Below are 22,251 nucleotides of genomic sequence, written 5' to 3' on the forward strand. Positions count from 1 at the left end.
TTTATATGTATTTGGGGATCATATTTCACCCCTCAAAAGTTATAAGTTGTTAGGTATATAAAATAATTTGATTTGTTGGTTGTTGTTCGTTGGTTTTCTCTTTTGTCTCCCTTTGTCCCCACTCTCAACCTTTATACCCTGGGATAGCTCAAAATATTTCTCAATAGAGTTACACTGATTCCTGGATACACAAGAACTTTGACAAATTGATTTAGTAGTAAATCTCGGTAAACGCAAATTAGTATCAAGACACCAGAGTGTTTCGTCAAAGGTATATAGTCAATGGTTCAAGATAGAAGTACCGATACAGTCCGCATTAATGCTAGAAAAACAGATGCTTTTGATATTTTCAACTTTCAGCACTATACTGGGCCGAACCCTTACTTAGATACAGGAGCGCTAGTATTTGATTTTGCTATGACAGAGTCTTGGCGATCGCAACCTGTTGAAAATTATCTAAAAATTATTGGCGATCGCTACCCCCAACTCAAAAACGAAACCTATGATTCTCATGCTCAACTGTTTGCGCGCACTCTGTCGCAAGTAAATAAGCTGGATATGGATTTGCACCTTGATCGCTGGAGTATCCAACCCAATGGCCGATATACCAAAATCGCTGTCCAATCTCTACACGAAGACACAACACGCTCTGTAGCTTATTTTGTTTGGGATTGGTTTGAAGCTATTACTCGCGAAGATGATATTGAGTTTGAACAACAATTACGGACGCTGCAAAAGGAATTTCGACTTTCCGCTTACGGTGGTCCCACAATTTACGCCTTATTGCGAACAGCTTCCAAAAAAGCAATTCCTACCTTTCATATATGGGAAGAAAGACTAACACAATACGGCTACGGTAAAAAACAAATTCGCGGTGTTGCCACAACATTTGACAGCGATAGTCACTTAGACTCAGATTTTACTACCCGCAAAGATGACTGTAAAGAATTCTTGAAAATCTTGGGTTTTCCAGTACCCAAAGGTGATATAGTTTTCTTCAAAAAAGAAGCTTTCAGAGTAGCCAGAGAAATTGGTTATCCAGTCGCAGTCAAACCTGTAGTCGGTCACAAAGGTATTGGTGTAACCGCAGATGTGCGAGATGAAGATGATTTAGAAGCCGCTTATGGCAGAGCAGTCCAAGCTATTGATGAAAATGAGCCAATCCGGATCATCGTAGAAAAAAGTATTCGTGGGAAAGATCACCGCTTGCTGTGTGTGAATGGTAAATTTGTCGCCGCAACCGAACGTCGTCCAGCATCAATTGTTGGTGACGGATACTCAACAATTGACGAGTTAATTGAAAAAGAAAATCGTAAACCAGCTCGTTTAGATACACCCACCTCACCTATGAGTAAAATTCAGCGTGATGAGGCGATGGAACTATATTTAAATGAACAGGGTTTATCATTAGATAGTGTGATTGACAGAGACAAAACTGTCTATCTTCGCAAAGTTGCTAATCTTTCTGCTGGTGGTATGAGCATTGATGCTACACGCAATGTTCACCCCGATAATATTATTTTGGCACAAGATATTGCCCAGCACTTCCGATTAGTTTGTCTTGGAATTGATGTCATTTCCGAAAATCTTTCTCAATCATGGAAAGAAAGTGAATTTGCGATTTTGGAAATCAATGCTGCTCCTGGTATTTTGATGCATCTTAACCCCGCTATTGGTGAAAGTGTGGATGTACCTGCATATATTTTAGAAACCTTTTTTAAGACAGAGTCTGATTCGAGAATTCCAATTCTCACCTTTAATCAAATTTCAGTGAAAGAACTACAAGAAACTATTGATCATATTCTTTTACAAAATCCAAATTGGACAATAGGAGCTGTTTGTCGCGAAGGTGTGTTTGTGAATCGCTCCGAAAAATATTTGCATCAAAATTACAACAGCAACGTCTACACTTTGTTGCGTAATCCTAAACTAGATTTATTAATTGCTGAGTACCAAGATGACATCTTAGAAAAAGAGGGTATGTTTTATGATCGCAGCAATTTAGTAGTGCTGAATAATCCTACAGAAATCGAGATGATGTTGATGCGGGATGTCTTGGAAAATTCGACTGTGGTAATTAGAAAAGGAGATAATATTTCAATTCACCGCCAGGGTTTAATTGAAGAGTATACATTGGGAGAAGATGAACCATTGACTAGGGTTTATTTGAAAGAAATTAGCACTATTTTGTAAACATCTAGTTTTGGCTATTCTAGCCCTGGCGATTAGAAATCGCGGCTATACAAACTAAGTCCGCCTACGCGGACTAATGAAAATTCAAGAGTTATATCAAGTTTGGATAATTAGTTACACTTACCACAGTAATTGTACCCCACCCCGGTTTTGGCGTTAGACAAAACCGGGGTGGGGTTCTAAGGGTATTATAAGTAATTAAGCTAACCTGATATTATAAACCCACGTAGGTGTTCTAAGCTCGCAAAATCGATTTTGGTGACTCCCGAAATAATAATTGCGCTCGCAAAATCTATTTTGGTGACTCCTGAAAAACAGTGATCAACAGGGAGCATCCCAAATGTTTAAAATCTCCGCAGAGTGGAAGTCTGAGGCTACACAAACCAAGTCCGCCTGCACGGACTCTTTTTAGCCTACGTAGGTAGGCTAGGTTATGTTTTTGTGTGACTCTGGATCAAATTCTGCAAAATAAGGATATATAACTAAAGAAATCATTAGCACTCCTATTGATTGGAGGGCTTACCAATGCTTTATCTTCTCCAACGTCTTACCCTGATCATACTTTGTCTGACTTTCCTGATTGCGTGTGATTTTTCAATTCCCCAATCTCCGACAACACAGACACCAACAACACAACGCCGTACAAAAGAAGCTTTGCAGTTACAACAACAGGGACTGCAACAGCTTAATCAAGGTAAGTATCGCGAAGCTTTAGTAAATTTTGCACAGGCTTTAGCTATTTTTAAAGAAACTGGGCAGCGTCAAAACGAGATTACCACGCTTAAATATATTGGGCAGACTTACGAGAAATTGCGCGAGTATCCTAAAGCCCTAGAATATGATCAACAAGCTTTAGCGATCGCCAAAGAAACTGATAACAAGACTGAGGAAATGGAAATTCTCAGTCACATAGGTGTAATTTACTACAGAACTGGTGTTTATACCAAAGCACAGGAGCTTTATCAACAAGCTTTGGTGATGGGCAAAGAAACTGATAATATGCAAGCCCAAGCAGAAATTCTTCACGAAATAGCTTCTCTTTTGGAAGCACAGCAAAAGCCAGAGTTAGCGATCGCCTTTTACAAGCAAGCGATTAATGCTTTGGACGAAATGGAAGTTGATTCCAAACTATCCCCGCAAAAACCAATTCAGCATTTTTCTACAAACAGATTCACAAATACTTATCGCCACCTAGCTGATTTGTTACTCAAGCAAAACCGTGTAGTAGAAGCCCAAGTAGCTGTTGACTCGCTCAAAGTCCAAGAACTAGATGGTTATCTCAATAATGTCCGAGACAAAGCCAAAACACCGCAGCGCATGGAATATCTGCAACCAGAACAGCAGGTTGTAGATAAATTTAACACTGAAATTTCTGTTGTAGTCAAACAGGGCAAAGAACTAAGCGAATTACAAAAAATTCCTGAAAAAGATCGCACCCCCCAACAAGAGACACGCAGACAAGAACTTGAAGCTGCTCAAAGAGAAACTTTAAAAGATTTTCTCACATTTAGCGATAGTCCAGAAGTTATGGCTCATGTCCGAGAACTCAGCCGGACTACTGGTGGCGAAAATCTTAATCCTAAAATACTTAGACGTCTGCAAGACTTGATTAAGCAATTAGATATAAATGCGGTTTTACTTTATCCCCTAATTCTAGAAGACCGCTTGGAACTAGTGTTAGTCACTCCCTATACACCTCCAATCCGCCGTTCTGTACCTGTGAAACGCCAAGAACTAAACCGGACAATTGAGGAATTTCGCAACGCCTTAGAAGATCCACCAAAAGATGCGAAAAAACCAGGACAGAAACTGTATAATTGGTTAGTCCGACCGATTGAACCTGCTCTGAAAGAAGCGAATACAAAAACCATCATTTACGCACCGGATGGAGAATTGCGCTACATACCCCTGGCAGCGCTTTATGATGGCAAAAAGTGGTTAGTGCAGAATTATCGGGTAAATAATATTACTGCTTTAAGTCTCACCGATTTAAAAGAACGTCCACAGAAGTTGAAGATATTAGCAGGTGCTTTTACGCGGGGAAATTACGATATCAAAGTTGGTAAGCGTACTTTCAAGCTGGGCGGATTACCTTTTGCAGCAAAAGAAGTCGAAAATGTGACGTCGGCGTTTCCTGGTTCGGAAAAGTTAATTAATTCAGAATTCACTGAAAAAGAAACTTTAAAGCTGATGAGCAATTTCCCCATTCTCCATTTTGCCACCCACGCTGCTTTTGTGCCGGGTGCGCCGAATGAATCTTTTATTTTGTTTGGTGATGGGAATGCGGCGAGTTTTCGGGATTTACGATTTTGGAATCTTTCTAACGCTGATTTAGTGGTATTGAGCGCTTGCGAAACTGGCTTGGGAGGAGAGTTAGGCGATGGTATAGAGATTTTGGGATTTGGCTATGTGATGCAAGAAGCAGGTGCAAAAGCTGCGATCGCTTCATTATGGCAAGTTTCTGACGACGGTACACAAGCCCTGATGAATGCTTTCTACGCCGCACTCCAACAAGATAAACTCAGCAAAGTCGAAGCCCTACAAAAAGCCCAATTATCATTAATCGATAGTATTTACGATCATCCCTACTACTGGGCAAGTTTTATTTTAATTGGCAATGGGATGTAATAAAAATTATGAAATATGAATTATCGCAGAAAGGGACGATGCTCTAACTACACAGAACGTAAATCTTAGAACATTCTCAAAAAAATTAGATTATTTCTGACAACTTTTCAGGAAATCTATCAATTGATATTGGTGTTATTTCAGGGGCAACCCCAAAAGTGTATATCTCAATCGAAAATAAAACTATGAAACGCACAATCTCATTGGTAATCGGTATCTTTATCTCATTTTTGATGATGTTTAGCTCTGTTGCAATGGCTGATGAAATGAAAGTTGCAACACCAGTAACCCCATCAGAACTAACTAAATCAGAAGTAGTTAAAGTCACACCAACCGAAACGAAACAAACCTCAGTATCACAGCCAAAAGCTAGCGATATCGTGGATAAAGGGGAAATGAACCCCATTAAATTAAAGCCTGAATGCAACGTCCCGTGTCCAGGTGGTGCTGGTGGATATATTTCATATGGCTATTGCATACCATGTTAAAACTGACGTGAATTAGCGATAAATTAATAAATATTAAGGTAGGGTGTGTTATGGCGGAACGCCTAACGCACCCTACAAGTTGGATATTTTTTGAAGAGATTGTTTGTCATTCCACCAGATGTAGAGACGTTGCAGTGCAACGTCTCTACATCGGCATAAGCATATAAGTAGCATTTTCACAATGTTTCTGCTTACTGACTATCAACAAATAATTTGTATATGCTAAATAAAATTATTCCTAATTCATAATTGTTTATGAAAAAGCGGAATCACCATTTTTGCATAACTAGTTTAGTTTCCTTATGCTTTCTGGTTAAAACCGATTTGATTCAGGCACAAGTTTCCTCAGATGGAACTTTATCAACCCAGGTTACAACCACCAATAACCGAGATTTTAATATTACCAACGGCAACAAGGTTGGTAGCAACCTTTTTCATAGCTTTAAAGAATTTTCTGTACCAACAAGTGGTTCAGCTTCCTTCGCCAATGACTTAGATGTTAAAAATATCATTAACCGAGTGACAGGAGGTTCAATCTCAAACATAGACGGACTGATTAAAACCAACGGTTCTGCCAACCTTTTTTTAATTAATCCTAGTGGTATTATCTTTGGTCAAAATGCCTCATTAAACGTCAACGGTTCTTTTGTTGCCAGTACAGCCCATAGTATCAACTTTGCCGATGGCACTCAATTTAGTGCCACTAATCCCCAGTCAACACCATTACTAACTGTCAATCTCCCCATCGGTTTGCAATTTGGGCAAACTGCTCAACCAATCCAAATAGAAGGGTCGAATTTACAAGTTCTGCCTGGTCAAACTTTAGCAATGTTGGGTGGTGATTTATCAATTAAGGGTGGTACGCTATTAGCACCCGCAGGACGAATTGATATTGGAAGTGTCGCTCCTAACAGTTTTGTCAGCTTGGCTCCTGTTACTGAAGGTTGGGCTTTGGGATACGATGACGTGCAAAATTTTCAAGATATACAAGTATCCCAAGCTGCTAATATTTTTACAACTGGTGAAGGCAATGGAGCTATACAGTTGCGTGGCAGAAATATTGCAATTACTGATGCATCACAGGTCGGAGGAATTACCATAGGAGATAAACCAGGTCAACCTCTAACAATCACAGCCTCTGAATCTGTAGAAGTCAGTGGTTTCAACCAGAATTCTCCTAGCCAATTAAGTACTTTTACTTTTGCAACTGGAGCCGCAGGCGACATTACAATTGCAACAAAGCGATTGATTGTTCGTGATGGTGGACTCATAGAGACGTCTACTTTTACCTCTGGCTCAGGAGGAAATTTAACTATAGATGCCTCTGAATCTGTACAAGTACTAGGAAACAATAGACGCTTTTCTAGCTTAAGTGTTCGGACTCTTAGCACCGAAAAAAATGCTGGAAATGCGGGAAAAGTGCAGATTTCCACCAAGAACTTAATTCTCCGTGATGGCGGACAAATCTCAACTTCTACCCTTGGTGCTGGTAATGGGGGAACTGTGATAGTAGATGCCTCTGAATCGGTGGAAGCCAGTGGTTTAATAGTGATACCTCTTACCAGATTTGACGCGAATGGGCAAAGAGTGGAAGATACTATTAATTTCCCCAGTGGCTTACTTTCTGAGACTAGAAATTCACGGCCACTCTTCACACCACCCATAGGTAAGGGAGGGGATTTAATCATTAATACCCAGCGTTTAGTTCTCAAAGACGGTGCTAGCATCTCAGTTGCTGCTCTTGATGGTAGTCGAGGACAGGCAGGAAGATTAGATATCCATGCCTCGAAATCTGTAACAGTGACTGGTTCTGCCATTGGTGCAAAGGGACAAGTTGTTCCCAGTACCCTATTAGCTAGAAGTGAAGGCCCTGGTAGTGCGGGCGATTTGAGAATTAACACAGGGAAGTTGACTGTCAACAATGGAGCAGAAATTAATGCCAACAGCCTAGGTTCAGGTAGGGGAGGCAACCTTAATATTACAGTTGACGACCTACTGCTAGACAACCAAGGCAAACTCACCGCTACAACTACAGGCGGACAAGGAAATATTAACCTGCATTCTGGAACTTTAATCTTACGTCGTGGCAGTGCCATCACCACCAACGCCACAGGAAGCAATGTGACTGGTGGCAATATCAATATTGATACAAATAATTTAGTTGCAATTCCACAAGAAAATAGTGATATCACTGCCAATTCTAGAGACTTCCGAGGCGGTAATGTCACCATTAATGCTCAATCTATTTTTGGTACGCAGTTCCGTCCAGAACCCACATCCTTAAGTGATATCACTGCCACTGGGGCAAATTCTCAGTTAAATGGCAATGTCCAAATCAATATCCCGGATGTTGATCCCAGTTCTGGTTTAATAGAACTACCAAATATTCCCATCGATGCTACAAAACAAATTGCCCAAGCTTGTCCCACAGACAAAGACAATAGCTTTGTCGTCACTGGACGTGGTGGTTTGCCATTTTTACCAAACGAAGCATTCCGCACTCAAAATACTGTACAGATGCCTTGGGTTCGTCTTGATCATCGAGAAATCCCTATAGGAGGCGAGTCATTAGCCAAGTCTTCAATCCCAGATCACATTGTCGAGGCTACAGGTTGGGTAATTGATAAATCTGGGGAAGTGGCGTTGGTAGCAGCAAATACCACACCTGTGAATTCTTGGTCAAATCCCGTAGCTTGCCCAACGCGCTAAAGGTGGGAGCATCCCAAATGTTAAAAAAAAATTGGTGTGTACCAGACGCGATATATCGCGTCTGGTACAAAATTTAAACCCTGTAGAGACGTGCCATGGCACGTCTCTACATGCCTAAATGATGACGAAAAATCCTTAACCGAACCGTATTGCAAGTTGTCCTACTCGCTAAAAGGAAATTATGCCTGATTGAATTAGGGGTGCGACAAGATTTATGTTTTAGGAATCAAACACAGATGCACACCAATGAACACCGATGAACAGACGTTATCTTTACATTCGCAGGTGGTTGAAAAGATGCTTTCTTGCTTTGATGACTGCACTTTTGGTTATTTTTGAGTTTAATCTTAACTTTGGTATACAACTTGCTGTTCCTTTTGCTCAAGCAAAAAGTAATTCTAACCAATCAAATGCCCAATCTTTAGTTGCACAAGCTCAAAAACTTTATGAGAATGGAAATTACACTCTAGCAGTCGAAATTTTACAACAGGCAATAGAAGCTTTTCAAGCGAGTGGAGATCAGCTAGAACAAGCTATGGCGTTGAGCAATCTTGCTTTAGTCGTCAAGCAACTCGGACAGATACAAACTTCGTATAGCTATATTACAAAAAGTTTAGAAATACTTAAGATTAATCGGAATCCACAACTCCTAGCCCAAAGTTTGGAAATTCAGGGAAATCTGCTATTGGAATTAGGCAAAACTCAAGAAGCTTCAGATACTTGGCAACAAGCAGCTAAGATCTACACGCAATTAGGTGATGAAGTTGGTAAAATTCGTAGTCTAATTAATCTTGCTCAAGCTGAACAAACTTTGGGGCTTTATCTTCAAGCACGTACAAATTTACAGGAAGTGGTTAAATCTGTGGATAAACAACCAGATTCTGTAATGAAAATAACTCTCCTCCGTAGTCTTGGTGATGTTCTGCAATTAGTTGGTGAGTTACATGATTCTGAAAAATATTTGCAGCAAAGTCGTAATTTGGCTCAAAAATTACGATCGCCTGAACAATTAGCAGAAACATTGCTCAGTTTAGGTAACATTCAACGTGGTTTCGGTAATAGTGCTAGCAATCAAAAAAATGCTATTAATGGAGAACGACCCACACCTTTACGCTACATCACCTCTAATCTAAATAATCCCATCTCTAGTGAGGCTTCTAAATATTATCAACAAGCTGTCCAATTTTATGAGCAGGCGGCTACTGTATATAATTCACCAGTTGTGCAAGTTCAGGCAAAACTCAATCAATTAAGTGTATTGCTAGAAATGCATAATTGGTCACAAGCACAGCAATTATATACTGATATCCAATCTCGATTAAACCAAGTTCCGATTAATCAAACAGCAATTTTTGCTCGGATTAACTTAGCTCAGAGTTTAGTACATTTAAAACAAGCCACCAACGTAGATATACTTACTTGGGAAGAAATTGCTCAAGGTTTAGCAACAGCAATTAAACAAGCTAGAAGTATTGGTGATCAACGTTCAGAAGCTTACGCCTTGGGTGCATTAGGGGGAGTTTACCTAGAAACAAAAGATTTTGCCAATGCTCAAAAGCTGACTGATCAAGGATTAAAAATAGCTCTGAGTATGCGAATGGGGGATATTGCCTATTTATGGCAATGGCAACTAGGATACATCTTTAAAATGAGAGACAATATTCCAAGTGCGATCGCATCCTACAACGATGCCTATGATACCCTGATATCTCTTCGTAAGGATTTAGTTGCTCTTAACCCAGATGTGCAGTTTTCCTTTCGGGATAATGTCGAACCTGTTTATCGCCAATTTGTAGATTTACTTTTGCAACCCCAAGATCAGAGTAGAAAAATTAGTAAAGAAAATTTACAACAAGCTCGTACTGTAATTGAAGCTTTACAGTTCACAGAACTAGAAAACTTTTTTCGACAAGCGTGTTTGGAACCTTCATCCAAAAATATTGATGACGTGGTTGATAAAACTGATTCTAAAACCGCAGTCATTTATCCAATTCTTTTAAAAGACCGTCTCGAAATCATTCTCAAGTTGCCAAATAAAAGTGAACTTGAACACTACACAGTTTATAAACGGGCGAATGAAGTTGAAAAAAACCTAGAGGAACTACAGCGATCGCTCGCAGAACCAGACGAAACAAAGGATGTGAAGAAATACTCACAGGAAGTATATAACTGGTTGATTAAACCACGAGAAAATAAATTGGTAGAGATGAATATCAAAACATTGGTATTCGTATTAGATGGTTCTTTGCGAAATATTCCAATGGCTGTTCTTTATGATCAGCAAGAGAAAAAATTTTTAATCGAAAAATATGCTATTGCTTTGGCTCCAGGTTTGCAGCTAGTTGATCCCAAGCCTTTACAAAGAAGAAAAATTTATGCTTTAACTGCTGGAGTGAGTCAAAAACGTAAATTTGGAGATCGATCCTTTGCTCCTCTCAAAAATGTAGAAGTCGAATTGCGGGACATCCAATCAGCTATACCTAAACATAAACGACTTCTCAATCGGAATTTTACTGAAGAAAATGTGCGTAGTCAAATCAAAGAAGCATCATATAATGTTGTTCACATCGCAACTCATGGTGAGTTTAGTTCTAATGCTGAGAAGACTTTTATTCTAACTTGGGATCAACTTTTAAAAGTCAAGGATTTTGACCAATTATTGCGTTTAGGTAACTCTAGTAAATCTCGTGCTATTGAATTACTTGTGCTGAGTGCTTGTCAAACTGCTGTAGGAGACAAGCGAGCCACCTTGGGACTTGCTGGGATCGCAGTCCGAGCAGGTACACGCAGTACGTTAGCAACTTTGTGGTCTGTTGATGATGGGTCTACGGCTAAACTCATGATTAAATTTTATCAAGAGTTAGAAGACCCTAAACTTACCAAAGCTGAAGCTCTCCAGCGCGCTCAATTGGATTTGTTAAACAAACATAAGATTCCCTACTTATGGGCGCCCTATATTTTAGTAGGGAATTGGTTGTAGGGATTGGGGATTGGGGATCGGGGATTCTCTTTACGGAGACGCTTACGCGAACGGGGATCGGGGATTCTCCTTACGGAGACGCTTACGCGAACGGGGACTGGGGATCGGGGAAGATAGGAGTCCCTCTGGGGACAAGGAGGACAAGAGGGACAAGAGGGACAAGAGGGACAAGAGGGACAAGGGAAGGGAGCAGAATTTTTCTGGTGTTTCTGGTTTTTCTGTACTAGGTTAAGTCGTCTAGCTGCTAGGAATTTTGGCTGTTTGAGATTTAGAATGTCTGAACGCAGGTACAATAAGCTAAAGCTATATGCAGCTAGTAAAGAAAAAACAGTCAACAACCCAGGTCTAAAGACACGCTTGTTTCTAGCCTAAGACTAAGACAATAGTTGACCAGACTAAGTTCTTAACTGAACTACGTTATTGGCAAGAGTTAAAGACCTACCAGGGAATGCGTAGCCAGTTTCCTGCTCTAGAACTGGAAGATTAAACAGATTTATTGGGTTAAGTCGGTGTCTTCTGGATAGTACAGACCAATAACATTGTCGTTCGCCCTTGGCGTTCCCGAAGGGTAGCTAACATTACTTCCGCAAGGAAAGGCTCCTTGGAGCAAAAGCCGTTATGCGTACAGAGTTGTGAGATTTGAAATGGTAATTGTCAAGCTTGAAAGTGCAACACAATAGCACACCGAGTTAAACAATCTCCTTGCGCGATAATGGTGCAAATATTTAAGGCGGTTAAAACCGCACGTGTCGCTTTCCTCTCAGCACTTAAGTGTCTGAGTTTCCCGCATACCGTGAGGTCTTATGACTCAGCTTATTGAAGATTGGGTTGATCGCTTGCCCAATATAGAACTTGACAAAAACTCAACTGCACTCCAATCTCAACAACCTACGGTTGATGTTGATTAGAGTGCGTCTCGTTTTTGAAGCGTCACTACCCCACCCTATAGAGGGATGGGGACTTCCGCGCTACGTTAAATGATTAAATCCGTATAAAACTCATTTATTCTTCATTTTGCTTACTCTATATTTGGGGTATTAAAAATTTATCTTGTGTGTCTACGGGTATATAAAATAGAGAGAAGCTTTTTTATAGTGTTCAACTATCAGAAGGTATAAATTTAGTATCAATTTTTGCAGAATCGGTTCAGCAACAACTAGTATTCAAGAAAAACCACCGCATCTATACGCTTTTGACATTTTTTATGACTTCCCAGATTCGCTACTTGATGTGTCCGCCTGACCACTACAATGTGGACTATGTAATTAATCCCTGGATGGAGGGGAATATTCACAAGTCATCGCGCGATCGCGCTGTGCAGCAGTGGCATAAACTTTATCACATCCTCAAAGAACACGCGATTGTAAATTTAGTGCCACCCCAGCAGGGCTGGCCAGATATGGTGTTCACGGCTAATGCTGGTCTGGTGTTGGGAGAGACAGTAGTTTTAAGTCGCTTTTTGCATAAAGAGCGTCAAGGAGAAGAACCGTATTTTAAGCAATGGTTTGAGGAAAACGGCTACAAAGTCTATGAGTTACCCAAAGACTTGCCGTTTGAGGGAGCTGGTGATGCACTCCTAGATCGGGAAGGACGCTGGCTATGGGCGGGATACGGTTTCCGTTCAGAGTTAGATTCTCATCCCTATCTGGCAAAATGGCTGGATATTGAAGTGTTATCCCTGCGGTTGATAGATGATCGCTTCTATCACTTGGATACTTGCTTTTGTCCATTAACAAATGGTTATTTGCTTTACTATCCTGCGGCTTTTGATTCCTACTCCAATCGTCTAATTGAAATGCGAGTAGCTCCAGAAAAGCGGATAGCGATCGCCGAGGCTGATGCGGTGAACTTCGCCTGTAATGCGGTGAATGTGGATCGCATCGTGATTATGAACAAAGCTAGTGATTCCCTCAAGGAACATCTGGTGAATGTGGGTTTCCAAATTATTGAAACACCACTGACAGAATTTCTCAAAGCGGGGGGTGCAGCCAAATGTTTGACTCTGCGTTCAACAGAACCAGTCAGAGAAGAAGTTCATGCTACTGTGTCGGTAGAAAGCCGCATCCTTCGCATGGAAGGACACTTGCTTGATGCGGGCTTGATTAACCGCGCTTTGGATTTGATTGTAGATAACGGCGGAAGTTTCCAAGTTCTCAACTTTAACTTAGGAGAACAACGACAAAGTACCTCAGCCGCAGAGGTGAAGGTCTCGGCTCCCTCTCATGAGGTGATGGAAGAAATCATCTCCCAACTCATTGATTTGGGTGCGGTTGACTTGCCGCAAGATGAGCGAGATGCCAAGCTAGAACCAGTGATTATGCCTGGTGTCGCTCCCGATGATTTTTATGTCAGCACGATTTATCCCACCGAGGTGCGGATTAATGGTGAGTGGATGACAGTACACAATCAACGCATGGACGGAGCGATCGCAATTTCCCAAACTCCCCAAGGTTTGATAGCACGGTGTAAAATCTTACGCGATTTGGAAGTTGGCGAACAGGTGGTTGTGGATGTCCAAGGTATCCGCACTATTCGCAAAACAGAATCGCGGGAAAAACGCAATGCTGAAGAATTTAGCTTTATGTCAGCAGGGGTTTCCAGCGAACGGCGCGTAGAATTAGTCGTTGAGCAGGTGGCTTGGGAACTACGTAAAATCCGCGATGCAGGTGGTAAAGTTGCTGTCACAGCTGGCCCAGTAGTGATTCATACTGGTGGTGGCGAACATCTATCACGGCTGATTCGTGAAGGATACGTACAAGCGCTGTTGGGAGGAAATGCGATCGCTGTTCACGACATCGAACAATCGATCATGGGTACTTCCCTCGGTGTTGATATGAAGCGGGGTGTAGCAGTACGCGGCGGACACCGCCACCACTTGAAGATCATTAACACTATCCGGCGTTACGGTAGTATTGCCAAAGCTGTAGAAGCTGGGGCAATTAAAAATGGTGTCATGTATGAATGTGTAAAAAATCACGTACCTTTCTGTTTGGCTGGTTCAATTCGGGATGATGGCCCCTTACCTGATACCCAAATGGATTTAATTAAGGCGCAAGAACAATACGCCGAACTGCTCAAAGGTGCAGAGATGATTTTGATGTTATCATCAATGCTGCATTCTATTGGTGTGGGTAATATGACGCCTGCGGGTGTGAAAATGGTTTGTGTAGATATCAACCCAGCAGTAGTAACAAAATTAAGCGATCGAGGTTCGATTGAATCGCTGGGTGTAGTGACAGATGTAGGATTATTCCTGAGTTTGTTAACCCAGCAGTTGGATAAGTTGACAAGTCCGTACACAGCCAAAATGGGATAGGAAAAGAAGGCAAAAGGGCTATTTCATTCTTACCATAACCCGCCCAGAAATAAATTTCCGAGCTAACAGCAAAACTCCACTGAAAGTCGTTTTTAGACGACTTAAGCTATAAGCCAAAAATTAAACTTCTTGGCGGACTGGACGAGAATGAAATAACCCTGTTTTGATGTAAAACATTCGACACGATAGAAAAATATTCACCAGTTTGAGAAAGCCCACAAAAGTTCCAAAGGGATGAAAAATGCAAGGAGTTGCTTTTACTAGAAGGTTAAGAGTTAATTGGGTAAGTTTTTTTGCTGATTTTCTGTTAGCAGGAATGGTGATAGGGCCCCTTGCTGCTCCTTTTTTGGCAGCTTCTGGGTTGTTTGTTTTACCTAGAATTGCGGAAATTATTTATTTCATGGGTCGTCATGTCTGTCCTCAACCAGAGATGGGAGTGAGTTTGACATCACCGTTTCTCATGGCTGTATGTATGCGTTGTTACGGGACAGTTACAGGTTTGCTGTTGACTCGGTTGCTGTATAGGATGGATGGTGGTAAAAATTTTTACTGGCTGCATCAATATGGTTGGAATGGTGCAGCACTTACAAGTATCTTGATGATGGCTTATCCGTTGGAGTTAGCCGCAGAGGTGTTAGGGTGGTGGAGTTTTAATAATTATGTTGTAACTTTGTTTGGATTGGTGACGGGTTTGGCGTGGGGATTGTTTACTATCCCACTATTACATGCAGGAAAGCCAAATTTTCATGCTTGGCGGTGAAATTTTTTCAAAGTTGAGAAGAGCCAAAAGCGATCGCAAACTACAAACTGTTTTTTCTCGGAATCACATTTCTGATGCCACCTTTAGCACCAACAGTATCACCTTTATAGCGTGGAATAATATGAATACTGGTGTGCATCATATTTTGACCAGCATCTCGATTGATGTTCATTCCTACATTGAAACCATCGGGTGCAAATTCTTGGCTGAGAATTGCTTGCACTTTATTAACCATCAGCCAACAAGCAGATTGCTCTTTAAATGGTAGCTCAAAATAATTACTCACATGACGTTTTGGGATAACCAAAACATGACCTTTACTCACGGGATAACCATCAAACATTGCATAGGCTGTTGCTGATTCAGTTAATACTGTGAGGTGTTTATAAGGATTGCAAAATATACAATTATTAGAAGAATTTCTCTGTAAATTATAATGCTTATACTCGTAAACTTCGTAATAATCATCTAACTGAATTGATTGAAAAGGAAGTTTAACAATACATTGATATGTAGGTTTTTTATGGATATAATGTTCTCGAAAACCTTCTTTTTTGATATCCCTTCTCACTGCATAATAAGCTTTGCCTCCTGGCTTCAAAAGATGTGAAATTTCCATGAGAACATTTGCTTGTTCTTCAGTAAATAAAACATTTAAAACATAAATACAAATTATGGTGTCAAATTTTTCCTTCGGATATTGGGGAAAATAATAAGGATCATAAGCCGTAATATCAAATCCTTTTTTTTGCAATAATTTAACATCATTACCAAAGCCACAACCAAAATCCAGAACTTTACCTTGAAGCAGATTTTTATCTAATAAAAAATTTGTCGGTACTGATAGATAAACTCTTTCAATTGCTGTGAGGTGACTAAATTGATTTTTTTGCTTTTTCATGAAAAAATAAATCTTCCAGGAAGATTTGCAACAAGCGATCGCCAATTATAATCAAGTGTTCTGATCAATTTTATGAAGCGATCGCACCCATGTCCACAAAAAAGCAAGCGTAATAATACAAAAACCCTAAATCATAAAAAATAAGATCCCCGACAACTCCTGCGAAGTCGGGAATCTGGAGAATCAACACCAAAAAATATCCTAGTACCGCTTCCTTGGAAGTCAAAAGTCTTTTATTTCAGGCTTTTGGGCTGTTTGAAACGGTCAGTTTATTTACGCCGACCTGTACTAATGCCAAACAAACACTTTAGCTTCGTAAGGGCCAATATCAATCATCATGCCATCATCGCCAGCATCAACATCATAATTTCCTGTCCATTCGTGCCATGTTCCACTAATAGGAAAGTTAGGAACCTGATAACCAGCTAAGAAATTTTCCGAGAAATTAGTGACAACAACTACACGGGAACCTTCATCATTCCAGCGACTATAAGCTAATACTTTTGCTTCTGGATTCTCATGGATAAAATCAATATTTTCTGTGTAAAGAGCATGATTTTGTTTTCGCAGGCTAATTAAACCTTTGTAGTACTCAAATAAACCACGATTCAAATCATTACCTAGTAGATTCCATTCAATTTTTGCTGATTCTGTAGTCTTAGGTTTGTACTCACCAAACTCTTCACCCATCCAAACTAAGGGTACACCAACAGCCGTCATTAAAATTGCAACACCAAGCTTGATTCTCCTGAAAGCTTCCTCATCAAAAATGTTGCGATCGCCTAAATCAACCATCAAATGGTTATGGTCATGGTTTGTCACATAATTGACAACATTTGTAGCACCCATAAAGCCTTGACGCTTACAGTCAATGATATCTTTGAGTTTTTCTATATCAAATGTTTCACCACAAATATGTTCCTTTATACAATGATAAAAACTATCATGCCAGCAACCATCCATCGGCCCATCAACATTTGTAATGCTGCTAGTTTCAGGAATATATTCAGCAACATTATAAAAAGGTTTTGCACCAGCAGTTTTCTTAGCTTCTTGTACGATCCAATGCATGAAGTCGTAATTCGCAATTTGACGCGCTGCATCATAGCGAATACCATCAAGATGATATTCTTCTATCCAAAAACGGATTGTATCACCGATAAATTTTCGTGCAGGATAAGTCTCTAAATTTTCATCATAGAATTCGTAATTAAACTCAGGACCCCAGCTATTATCAGGGTCACGTGGAGAATGATGATACCAGTAATCGTGATCAATTTGAGTCAATGGACTAGATGCTTCTGAGTGATTATAAATCCCGTCCATAATCACGCGAATTCCCCTAGCATGGCACTCATCAATCAGATTTTTTAAACCAGATGTCTGACCATAACTTGATTCTGTAGCAAAAAAATAGCGGGGATTGTAACCCCAGCTATGATCACCTGGATATTCTTTAACTGGCATTAACTCAATAGCATTAATACCCAATTCACAAAGATAATCTAACTTTTCAACTACATGTTTATACTTTCCGCGTGCGTAGGGATCATCTTCACCACCAGAAAAGTCACCAACATGTAATTCGTAAATTACTAATTCATGGTCAGCAGGTAAAGGTTTATCATCGTGCTGCCAAACATAAGTATCAACTATTCTTTGTCCGTCTTTAATATGTACAATACCGTTATCTTGACCACTTAATTCATCTATATCTATTGCATAAGGATCTGTAACATCAACCCATTGATCTTCTTCAAAAAACCATGATTTTGACTGTACACGAAATTTATATTGATAATCTCCATCCTCTAATTCAACTGTGGTACGGAAATAACCATCCTCACCTTTTTCCATTGGAATTTCTTGCCAATCAGAAAAAGAACCAATTAAAGCTGCTGCTTTGTTATATGGAGCAAATAGATTAAATTCAATTGGCTTCGCCATCATACTTAAGTTTATTTATGTTAGTGAATCCTTGCATGATTATTCTCTGATTTTCAGAAAGAATAGCCAATATTTCCTTAGAGATAAATAAACAATTATGACTCTATCTTCAGAAATAAATCTTTAAGAAATAATCAAAGAATACTTAAGTTAGTTGTTGGTAGTTGGTTATTAATTATTCTCCCTTGTCCCGATCCTCGTTTGCATAGGGTCGTTCCAAGCTTTGCTCTAATTGCTTCTATCAAGTCAGTGAGATACCCTTGGATGTGAGGGAATGGACTTGCCCTCACTGCGGTACCCATCATGACCGAGATGGAAATGCAGCAATTAATATTAGAGCAGAAGGAGTCAGAATGCGTGCATACGGATGGTTCAACCGTCTGGATCTATAGGAGGGCAGATAAGACCAAAGATGGGGCAAAAGTCTGTTCTTCGGCACTTGCATGACTACACAAACCCTGTCCGCCTAAGCGGTGGGGAGTTCACAAATATATAGGGCAATGCACACGGGGAAACTAACGTGAGTCAAGGATTTGATTATGATTTAGTGATTATCGGCGCTGGAGTAGGCGGACATGGGGCTGCCTTGCACGCCGTTAGCTGTGGTTTGAAGACAGCGATCATTGAAGCGGCTGATATGGGGGGAACCTGTGTCAACCGAGGCTGCATTCCTTCTAAGGCATTGCTAGCAGCCTCTGGACGTGTACGGGAACTTAGAGACGCCCATCATCTCAAAGCGCTGGGAATTCAAGTCGCAGGTGTACAATTTGAGCGGCAAGCGATCGCAGACCATGCTAACAATCTTGTCGCGAAAATTCAAGGCGACTTAACCAATAGCCTCAAACGTTTGGGGGTTGATATTATTCGAGGTTGGGGCAAAATCGCAGGCACTCAAAAAGTAGGTATCGTAACAGATAGTGGTGAAAAAACAATCACTGCTAAAGATATTATTCTTTCTTCTGGTTCAGTTCCCTTTGTTCCTCCTGGAATTGAAGTAGACGGTAAAACAGTCTTTACCAGTGATCAAGGGGTAAAATTAGAATCATTACCAGATTGGGTAGCAATTATTGGTAGTGGTTACATTGGGCTGGAATTTTCTGACGTTTACTCGGCTTTAGGCTGCGAAATCACTATGATCGAAGCACTCGATCAATTAATGCCAGGATTTGATCGTGATATTGCCAAACTTGCCGAACGAGTGCTAATTACTCCCCGCGATATTGAAACCCATGTGGGAATATACGCCAAAAGAGTCATTCCAGGTTCACCAGTAGTGATTGAATTAGCCAACTTCAAAACCAAAGAAGATGTAGATGTGCTAGAAGTTGATGCTTGTTTAGTCGCAACCGGACGCATCCCAGCCACCCAAAATCTCGGTTTAGAATCAGTAGGTGTAGAATTAGACCGCAGGAATTTTATTCCCGTCAATGACACCATGGCTGTGTTAAGTGGGGGTGAAATAGTTCCACATTTGTGGGCAATTGGTGACGCTACCGGCAAAATGATGTTAGCCCACGCTGCATCTGCTCAGGGTATTGTAGCAGTAGAAAATATCTGCGGTAGACATAAAGAAGTAGACTATCTTAGTATTCCCGCAGCAGCTTTCACTCACCCAGAAGTTAGCTATGTGGGGATAACCGAAGCACAAGCCAAGGAAAAAGCCACCGCCGAAGGTTTTGAAGTCGCAGTGGCAAAAAGTTACTTCAAAGGTAATTCCAAAGCCTTGGCAGAAGGCGAAGCCGATGGTATGGCAAAAGTAATTTATCGTAAAGACACTGGTGAAGTTTTGGGAGTCCATATTTTTGGAATGCACGCCTCCGACCTCATCCACGAAGCCTCAGCTGCGATCGCCAACCGTCAGTCTGTCCACACCCTCGCCCATCTAGTTCACGCCCACCCCACACTCTCAGAAGTCCTAGACGAAGCTTATAAACGAGCAGCCAGTTAGGGATTGGGGATCAGGAATTGGGGAAAGGGATTGGGGATCAGGGATCAGGGATCGGGAAATAATTTAGTTCCTAGTTTCTAGTCCTCAATCCTGAATCCTAGTTTCCAGTCCCTTTTCCCTTTCTTCAATCCCCTTTCCCCGTTCGCGTAAGCGTCTCCGTAAGGAGAATCCCCGATCCCTTTTCCCTTTCTTCAATCCCCTTTGTGTCCCCCGATCCCCGATCCCTTTTCCCCAATCCCTACTATGCAAATCCGTCGCCGTCCACCAAATCCAACTGTTGCAGTGTCTAGTCTAAGGTATCAGGTTGCCACTCATGATGCTGAACCAATGAACATCTTAGAAAAAATTGTTTGGCAAAAAGAAGAAGAAGTAGACAAAATGCGTGAGAAGCAACCCCTAACGGAGTTGCAAAAGCAAGCTTTAACTGCACTCCCAACCCGCGATTTTGTGGCAGCACTGCGAAATGGTAAAACTAAACCAGCTTTGATTGCTGAAGTCAAAAAAGCTTCTCCCAGCAAAGGTGTCATCAGAGAAGATTTTGACCCAGTGGCGATCGCTTTGCAATATCAGCAAGGCGGTGCTAGTTGCATTTCAGTGTTAACCGATGAAAAGTTTTTTCAAGGTAGCTTTAATAATTTAGCTAAAATCCGCACTGCTGTAGATTTACCTTTATTGTGTAAGGAATTTATTATTTATCCCTATCAAATGTATCTAGCCCGCATTCTTGGTGCAGATGCAGTTTTGCTAATAGCAGCTATCCTTAGCGATCAAGATTTACAATACTTTGTAAAGATTGCCAATGCTCTCAACATGAAAGCATTAATTGAAGTCCATACTCTTGCAGAACTTGACCGTGTATTGGCTCTAGATGGTGTTTCATTGGTAGGAATTAATAACCGCAATCTTGAAGATTTTTCTGTTAATTTACAAACAACTTGTCAAATTTTATTAGCAAGAGGCAAAGACTTGCAAGAAAGGAACATTCTAGTTGTGAGTGAGTCAGGATTACATACCCCAGATGATCTAAATATAGTAGAACAAGCAGGGGCTTCTGCCGTACTCATTGGTGAATCATTAGTCAAACAATCAGAGCCAAAAGTGGCGATCGCTAATCTTTTCACTAAATCTTAATTACCTAGTAAAACCAGGATTCAAGCAAATATTTGTCGTCTATGTAACAACTAGCTGATTAACACACAGTCTTGGATTTGAAATCAAAAGGTACAATAAAAAATAAATTTCATGGAGCAAATTCCTCTACCTTCACCCATCCATTACGAACTCATACTGCAACTACTAGAAAGACAAACAATGTTAGCAGTGAGTAAGAATTCAGAATTGCGAAATCAAGTGAATCAGCTAATAATTACCCTCCGCAAAGCTGCTGTTCAACAAAAACATCTAGAAGAAATTTGTCAGTGTTCATCTATGAGTGTTGATCATCGTTGGTCACTGAATCATCTCAAGACGGAGCAAGTATCTTCACCTGATTGACTTGAAAAATTCTTGGTGTCTTTGTGTCTTGGTGTCGAAAAAATTATATTTTTACCACCAAGACACAAAGACACAAAAGTTCACTGACTATTAGCGATATTTAATTTAGAAGCATCTAAGTTTGGCATCACCGAAGAATGATCAAACCCAGCAAATTTTGTATGATCAAATGCGTTAGGATGATCAACCGTATCAGCACCAATTTGTTGGGGTTTGAGGTAATCAGAGAATTGATTAGGATTACTATTAGCTTGACCAGTCAAAATTTCACGTAAGTCACTTCCATATTGATTCGGAGCAAAATCAGTATTGAAATCTTCTTTGTTTTGTGTGTTGTTATCCACAAAGCGATTGCTAACAACACCAGCAGCTAACTTATCTTCTCCTGCATTACCGATGAGGCTATCATTACTATTTGCTTGAAGTGTTGGTTCAGAAGATGGAGGGTTTGGTATCTTGCTAATAGGGTTAAGATCACCACTACCAAATTCCTGACTCCAATAATTGTTATGGAAACCAGCGCCGATTTCAGTATATTTGGGATTGAGAATATTTTCTCGGTGTCCAGGACTGTTCATCCAATCTTGGACCACCTGCTCAGGAGTTGTTTGACCTGCGCCTATGTTCTCTCCCATCGTTTTCGCTTCATAACCAATAGCCTCAGCTCGCTCCCATGGTAGAGAACCATCTGCTCCTGTATGACTTAAAACACGACGTTCTGACATCTGTTTAGCATATTCGTCAGCAACATAGTTGAGTTCAGCATTCTCTCTTAAAGCAGGAAGATTATTCTTCGCTCGTTCTTGGTTAGTTAGTTCAACAACTTGTTGCTCAAATGTCATGTTGTTTGAAGTCATCTATACTGTCCTCGCTATTTTCAAAATAGA

15 protein-coding genes are annotated in these 22,251 nt (G+C 40.6%); 11 read left to right on the top strand and 4 right to left on the bottom strand.

Annotation, left to right across the window (positions count from 1 at the left end; genetic code table 11):
- Positions 1 to 282 precede the first annotated feature (282 nt).
- From AC5JMK_RS16120 to AC5JMK_RS16150, 7 genes are all read left to right on the top strand, one after another.
- Positions 283 to 2,193 (top strand): ATP-binding protein, encoded by a 1,911-nt coding sequence (locus AC5JMK_RS16120; RefSeq protein ID WP_096675285.1) that lies wholly within the window; start codon positions 283 to 285, stop codon positions 2,191 to 2,193.
- A gap of 525 nt (positions 2,194 to 2,718) precedes the next feature.
- A complete protein-coding gene (locus AC5JMK_RS16125; protein ID WP_495910555.1) occupies positions 2,719 to 4,821 on the top strand; it encodes a CHAT domain-containing protein in 2,103 nt (700 codons plus the stop codon).
- 185 nt (positions 4,822 to 5,006) lie between these two features.
- Positions 5,007 to 5,309 carry a hypothetical protein gene (locus AC5JMK_RS16130; protein ID WP_096675287.1) on the top strand — a complete coding sequence of 101 codons (303 nt, stop codon included), beginning with the start codon at positions 5,007 to 5,009 and terminating at the stop codon, positions 5,307 to 5,309.
- Between the two features lie 255 nt (positions 5,310 to 5,564).
- Entirely contained in the window at positions 5,565 to 8,018 is a 2,454-nt protein-coding gene (locus AC5JMK_RS16135) for a beta strand repeat-containing protein (RefSeq protein WP_096675288.1), read from the top strand.
- A gap of 313 nt (positions 8,019 to 8,331) precedes the next feature.
- On the top strand, positions 8,332 to 10,998 hold the full coding sequence (locus tag AC5JMK_RS16140) for a CHAT domain-containing protein (protein ID WP_096675289.1): 2,667 nt from the start codon (positions 8,332 to 8,334) through the stop codon (positions 10,996 to 10,998).
- 1,204 nt (positions 10,999 to 12,202) lie between these two features.
- Positions 12,203 to 14,314, top strand: coding sequence for a bifunctional arginine dihydrolase/ornithine cyclodeaminase (gene argZ / locus AC5JMK_RS16145; RefSeq protein ID WP_096675291.1), 2,112 nt, complete (start codon positions 12,203 to 12,205; stop codon positions 14,312 to 14,314).
- 241 nt (positions 14,315 to 14,555) lie between these two features.
- Positions 14,556 to 15,074, top strand: coding sequence for a DUF2085 domain-containing protein (locus AC5JMK_RS16150; protein ID WP_096675292.1), 519 nt, complete (start codon positions 14,556 to 14,558; stop codon positions 15,072 to 15,074).
- 40 nt (positions 15,075 to 15,114) lie between these two features.
- Here AC5JMK_RS16150 and AC5JMK_RS16155 read toward each other — a convergent pair whose 3' ends face one another.
- The 3 genes from AC5JMK_RS16155 to AC5JMK_RS16165 form a co-directional block, all read right to left on the bottom strand.
- Positions 15,115 to 15,975 carry an HIT domain-containing protein gene (locus AC5JMK_RS16155; protein ID WP_096675293.1) on the bottom strand — a complete coding sequence of 287 codons (861 nt, stop codon included), beginning with the start codon at positions 15,973 to 15,975 and terminating at the stop codon, positions 15,115 to 15,117.
- 70 nt (positions 15,976 to 16,045) lie between these two features.
- Positions 16,046 to 16,201, bottom strand: a complete 156-nt coding sequence (locus AC5JMK_RS16160; RefSeq protein ID WP_495910556.1) for a hypothetical protein — start codon at positions 16,199 to 16,201, stop codon at positions 16,046 to 16,048.
- 62 nt (positions 16,202 to 16,263) lie between these two features.
- The gene (locus tag AC5JMK_RS16165; RefSeq protein WP_495910564.1) at positions 16,264 to 17,922 is read right to left on the bottom strand and encodes an alpha-amylase family glycosyl hydrolase; all 1,659 of its coding nucleotides are present in this window, start codon (positions 17,920 to 17,922) and stop codon (positions 16,264 to 16,266) included.
- Positions 17,923 to 18,182: 260 nt separating this feature from the next.
- Between AC5JMK_RS16165 and AC5JMK_RS16170 the strand changes: the two genes are divergently transcribed.
- The 4 genes from AC5JMK_RS16170 (at position 18,183) to AC5JMK_RS16185 (ending at position 21,364) form a co-directional block, all read left to right on the top strand.
- Positions 18,183 to 18,314 (top strand): zinc ribbon domain-containing protein, encoded by a 132-nt coding sequence (locus tag AC5JMK_RS16170; protein WP_495910557.1) that lies wholly within the window; start codon positions 18,183 to 18,185, stop codon positions 18,312 to 18,314.
- A gap of 128 nt (positions 18,315 to 18,442) precedes the next feature.
- On the top strand, positions 18,443 to 19,870 hold the full coding sequence (gene lpdA / locus AC5JMK_RS16175) for a dihydrolipoyl dehydrogenase (protein ID WP_096675295.1): 1,428 nt from the start codon (positions 18,443 to 18,445) through the stop codon (positions 19,868 to 19,870).
- Positions 19,871 to 20,113: 243 nt separating this feature from the next.
- Entirely contained in the window at positions 20,114 to 21,001 is an 888-nt protein-coding gene (gene trpC / locus AC5JMK_RS16180) for an indole-3-glycerol phosphate synthase TrpC (protein ID WP_495910558.1), read from the top strand.
- A gap of 111 nt (positions 21,002 to 21,112) precedes the next feature.
- Complete coding sequence (locus AC5JMK_RS16185; RefSeq protein WP_495910559.1) at positions 21,113 to 21,364, top strand: DUF5340 domain-containing protein; 252 nt, start codon at positions 21,113 to 21,115, stop codon at positions 21,362 to 21,364.
- Positions 21,365 to 21,444: 80 nt separating this feature from the next.
- On the opposite strand, the gene AC5JMK_RS16190 is transcribed toward AC5JMK_RS16185, so the two are convergent.
- Positions 21,445 to 22,221 (bottom strand): CAP domain-containing protein, encoded by a 777-nt coding sequence (locus AC5JMK_RS16190; RefSeq protein ID WP_495910560.1) that lies wholly within the window; start codon positions 22,219 to 22,221, stop codon positions 21,445 to 21,447.
- Positions 22,222 to 22,251 lie beyond the last annotated feature (30 nt).

This window comes from Pelatocladus sp. (assembly GCF_059505505.1).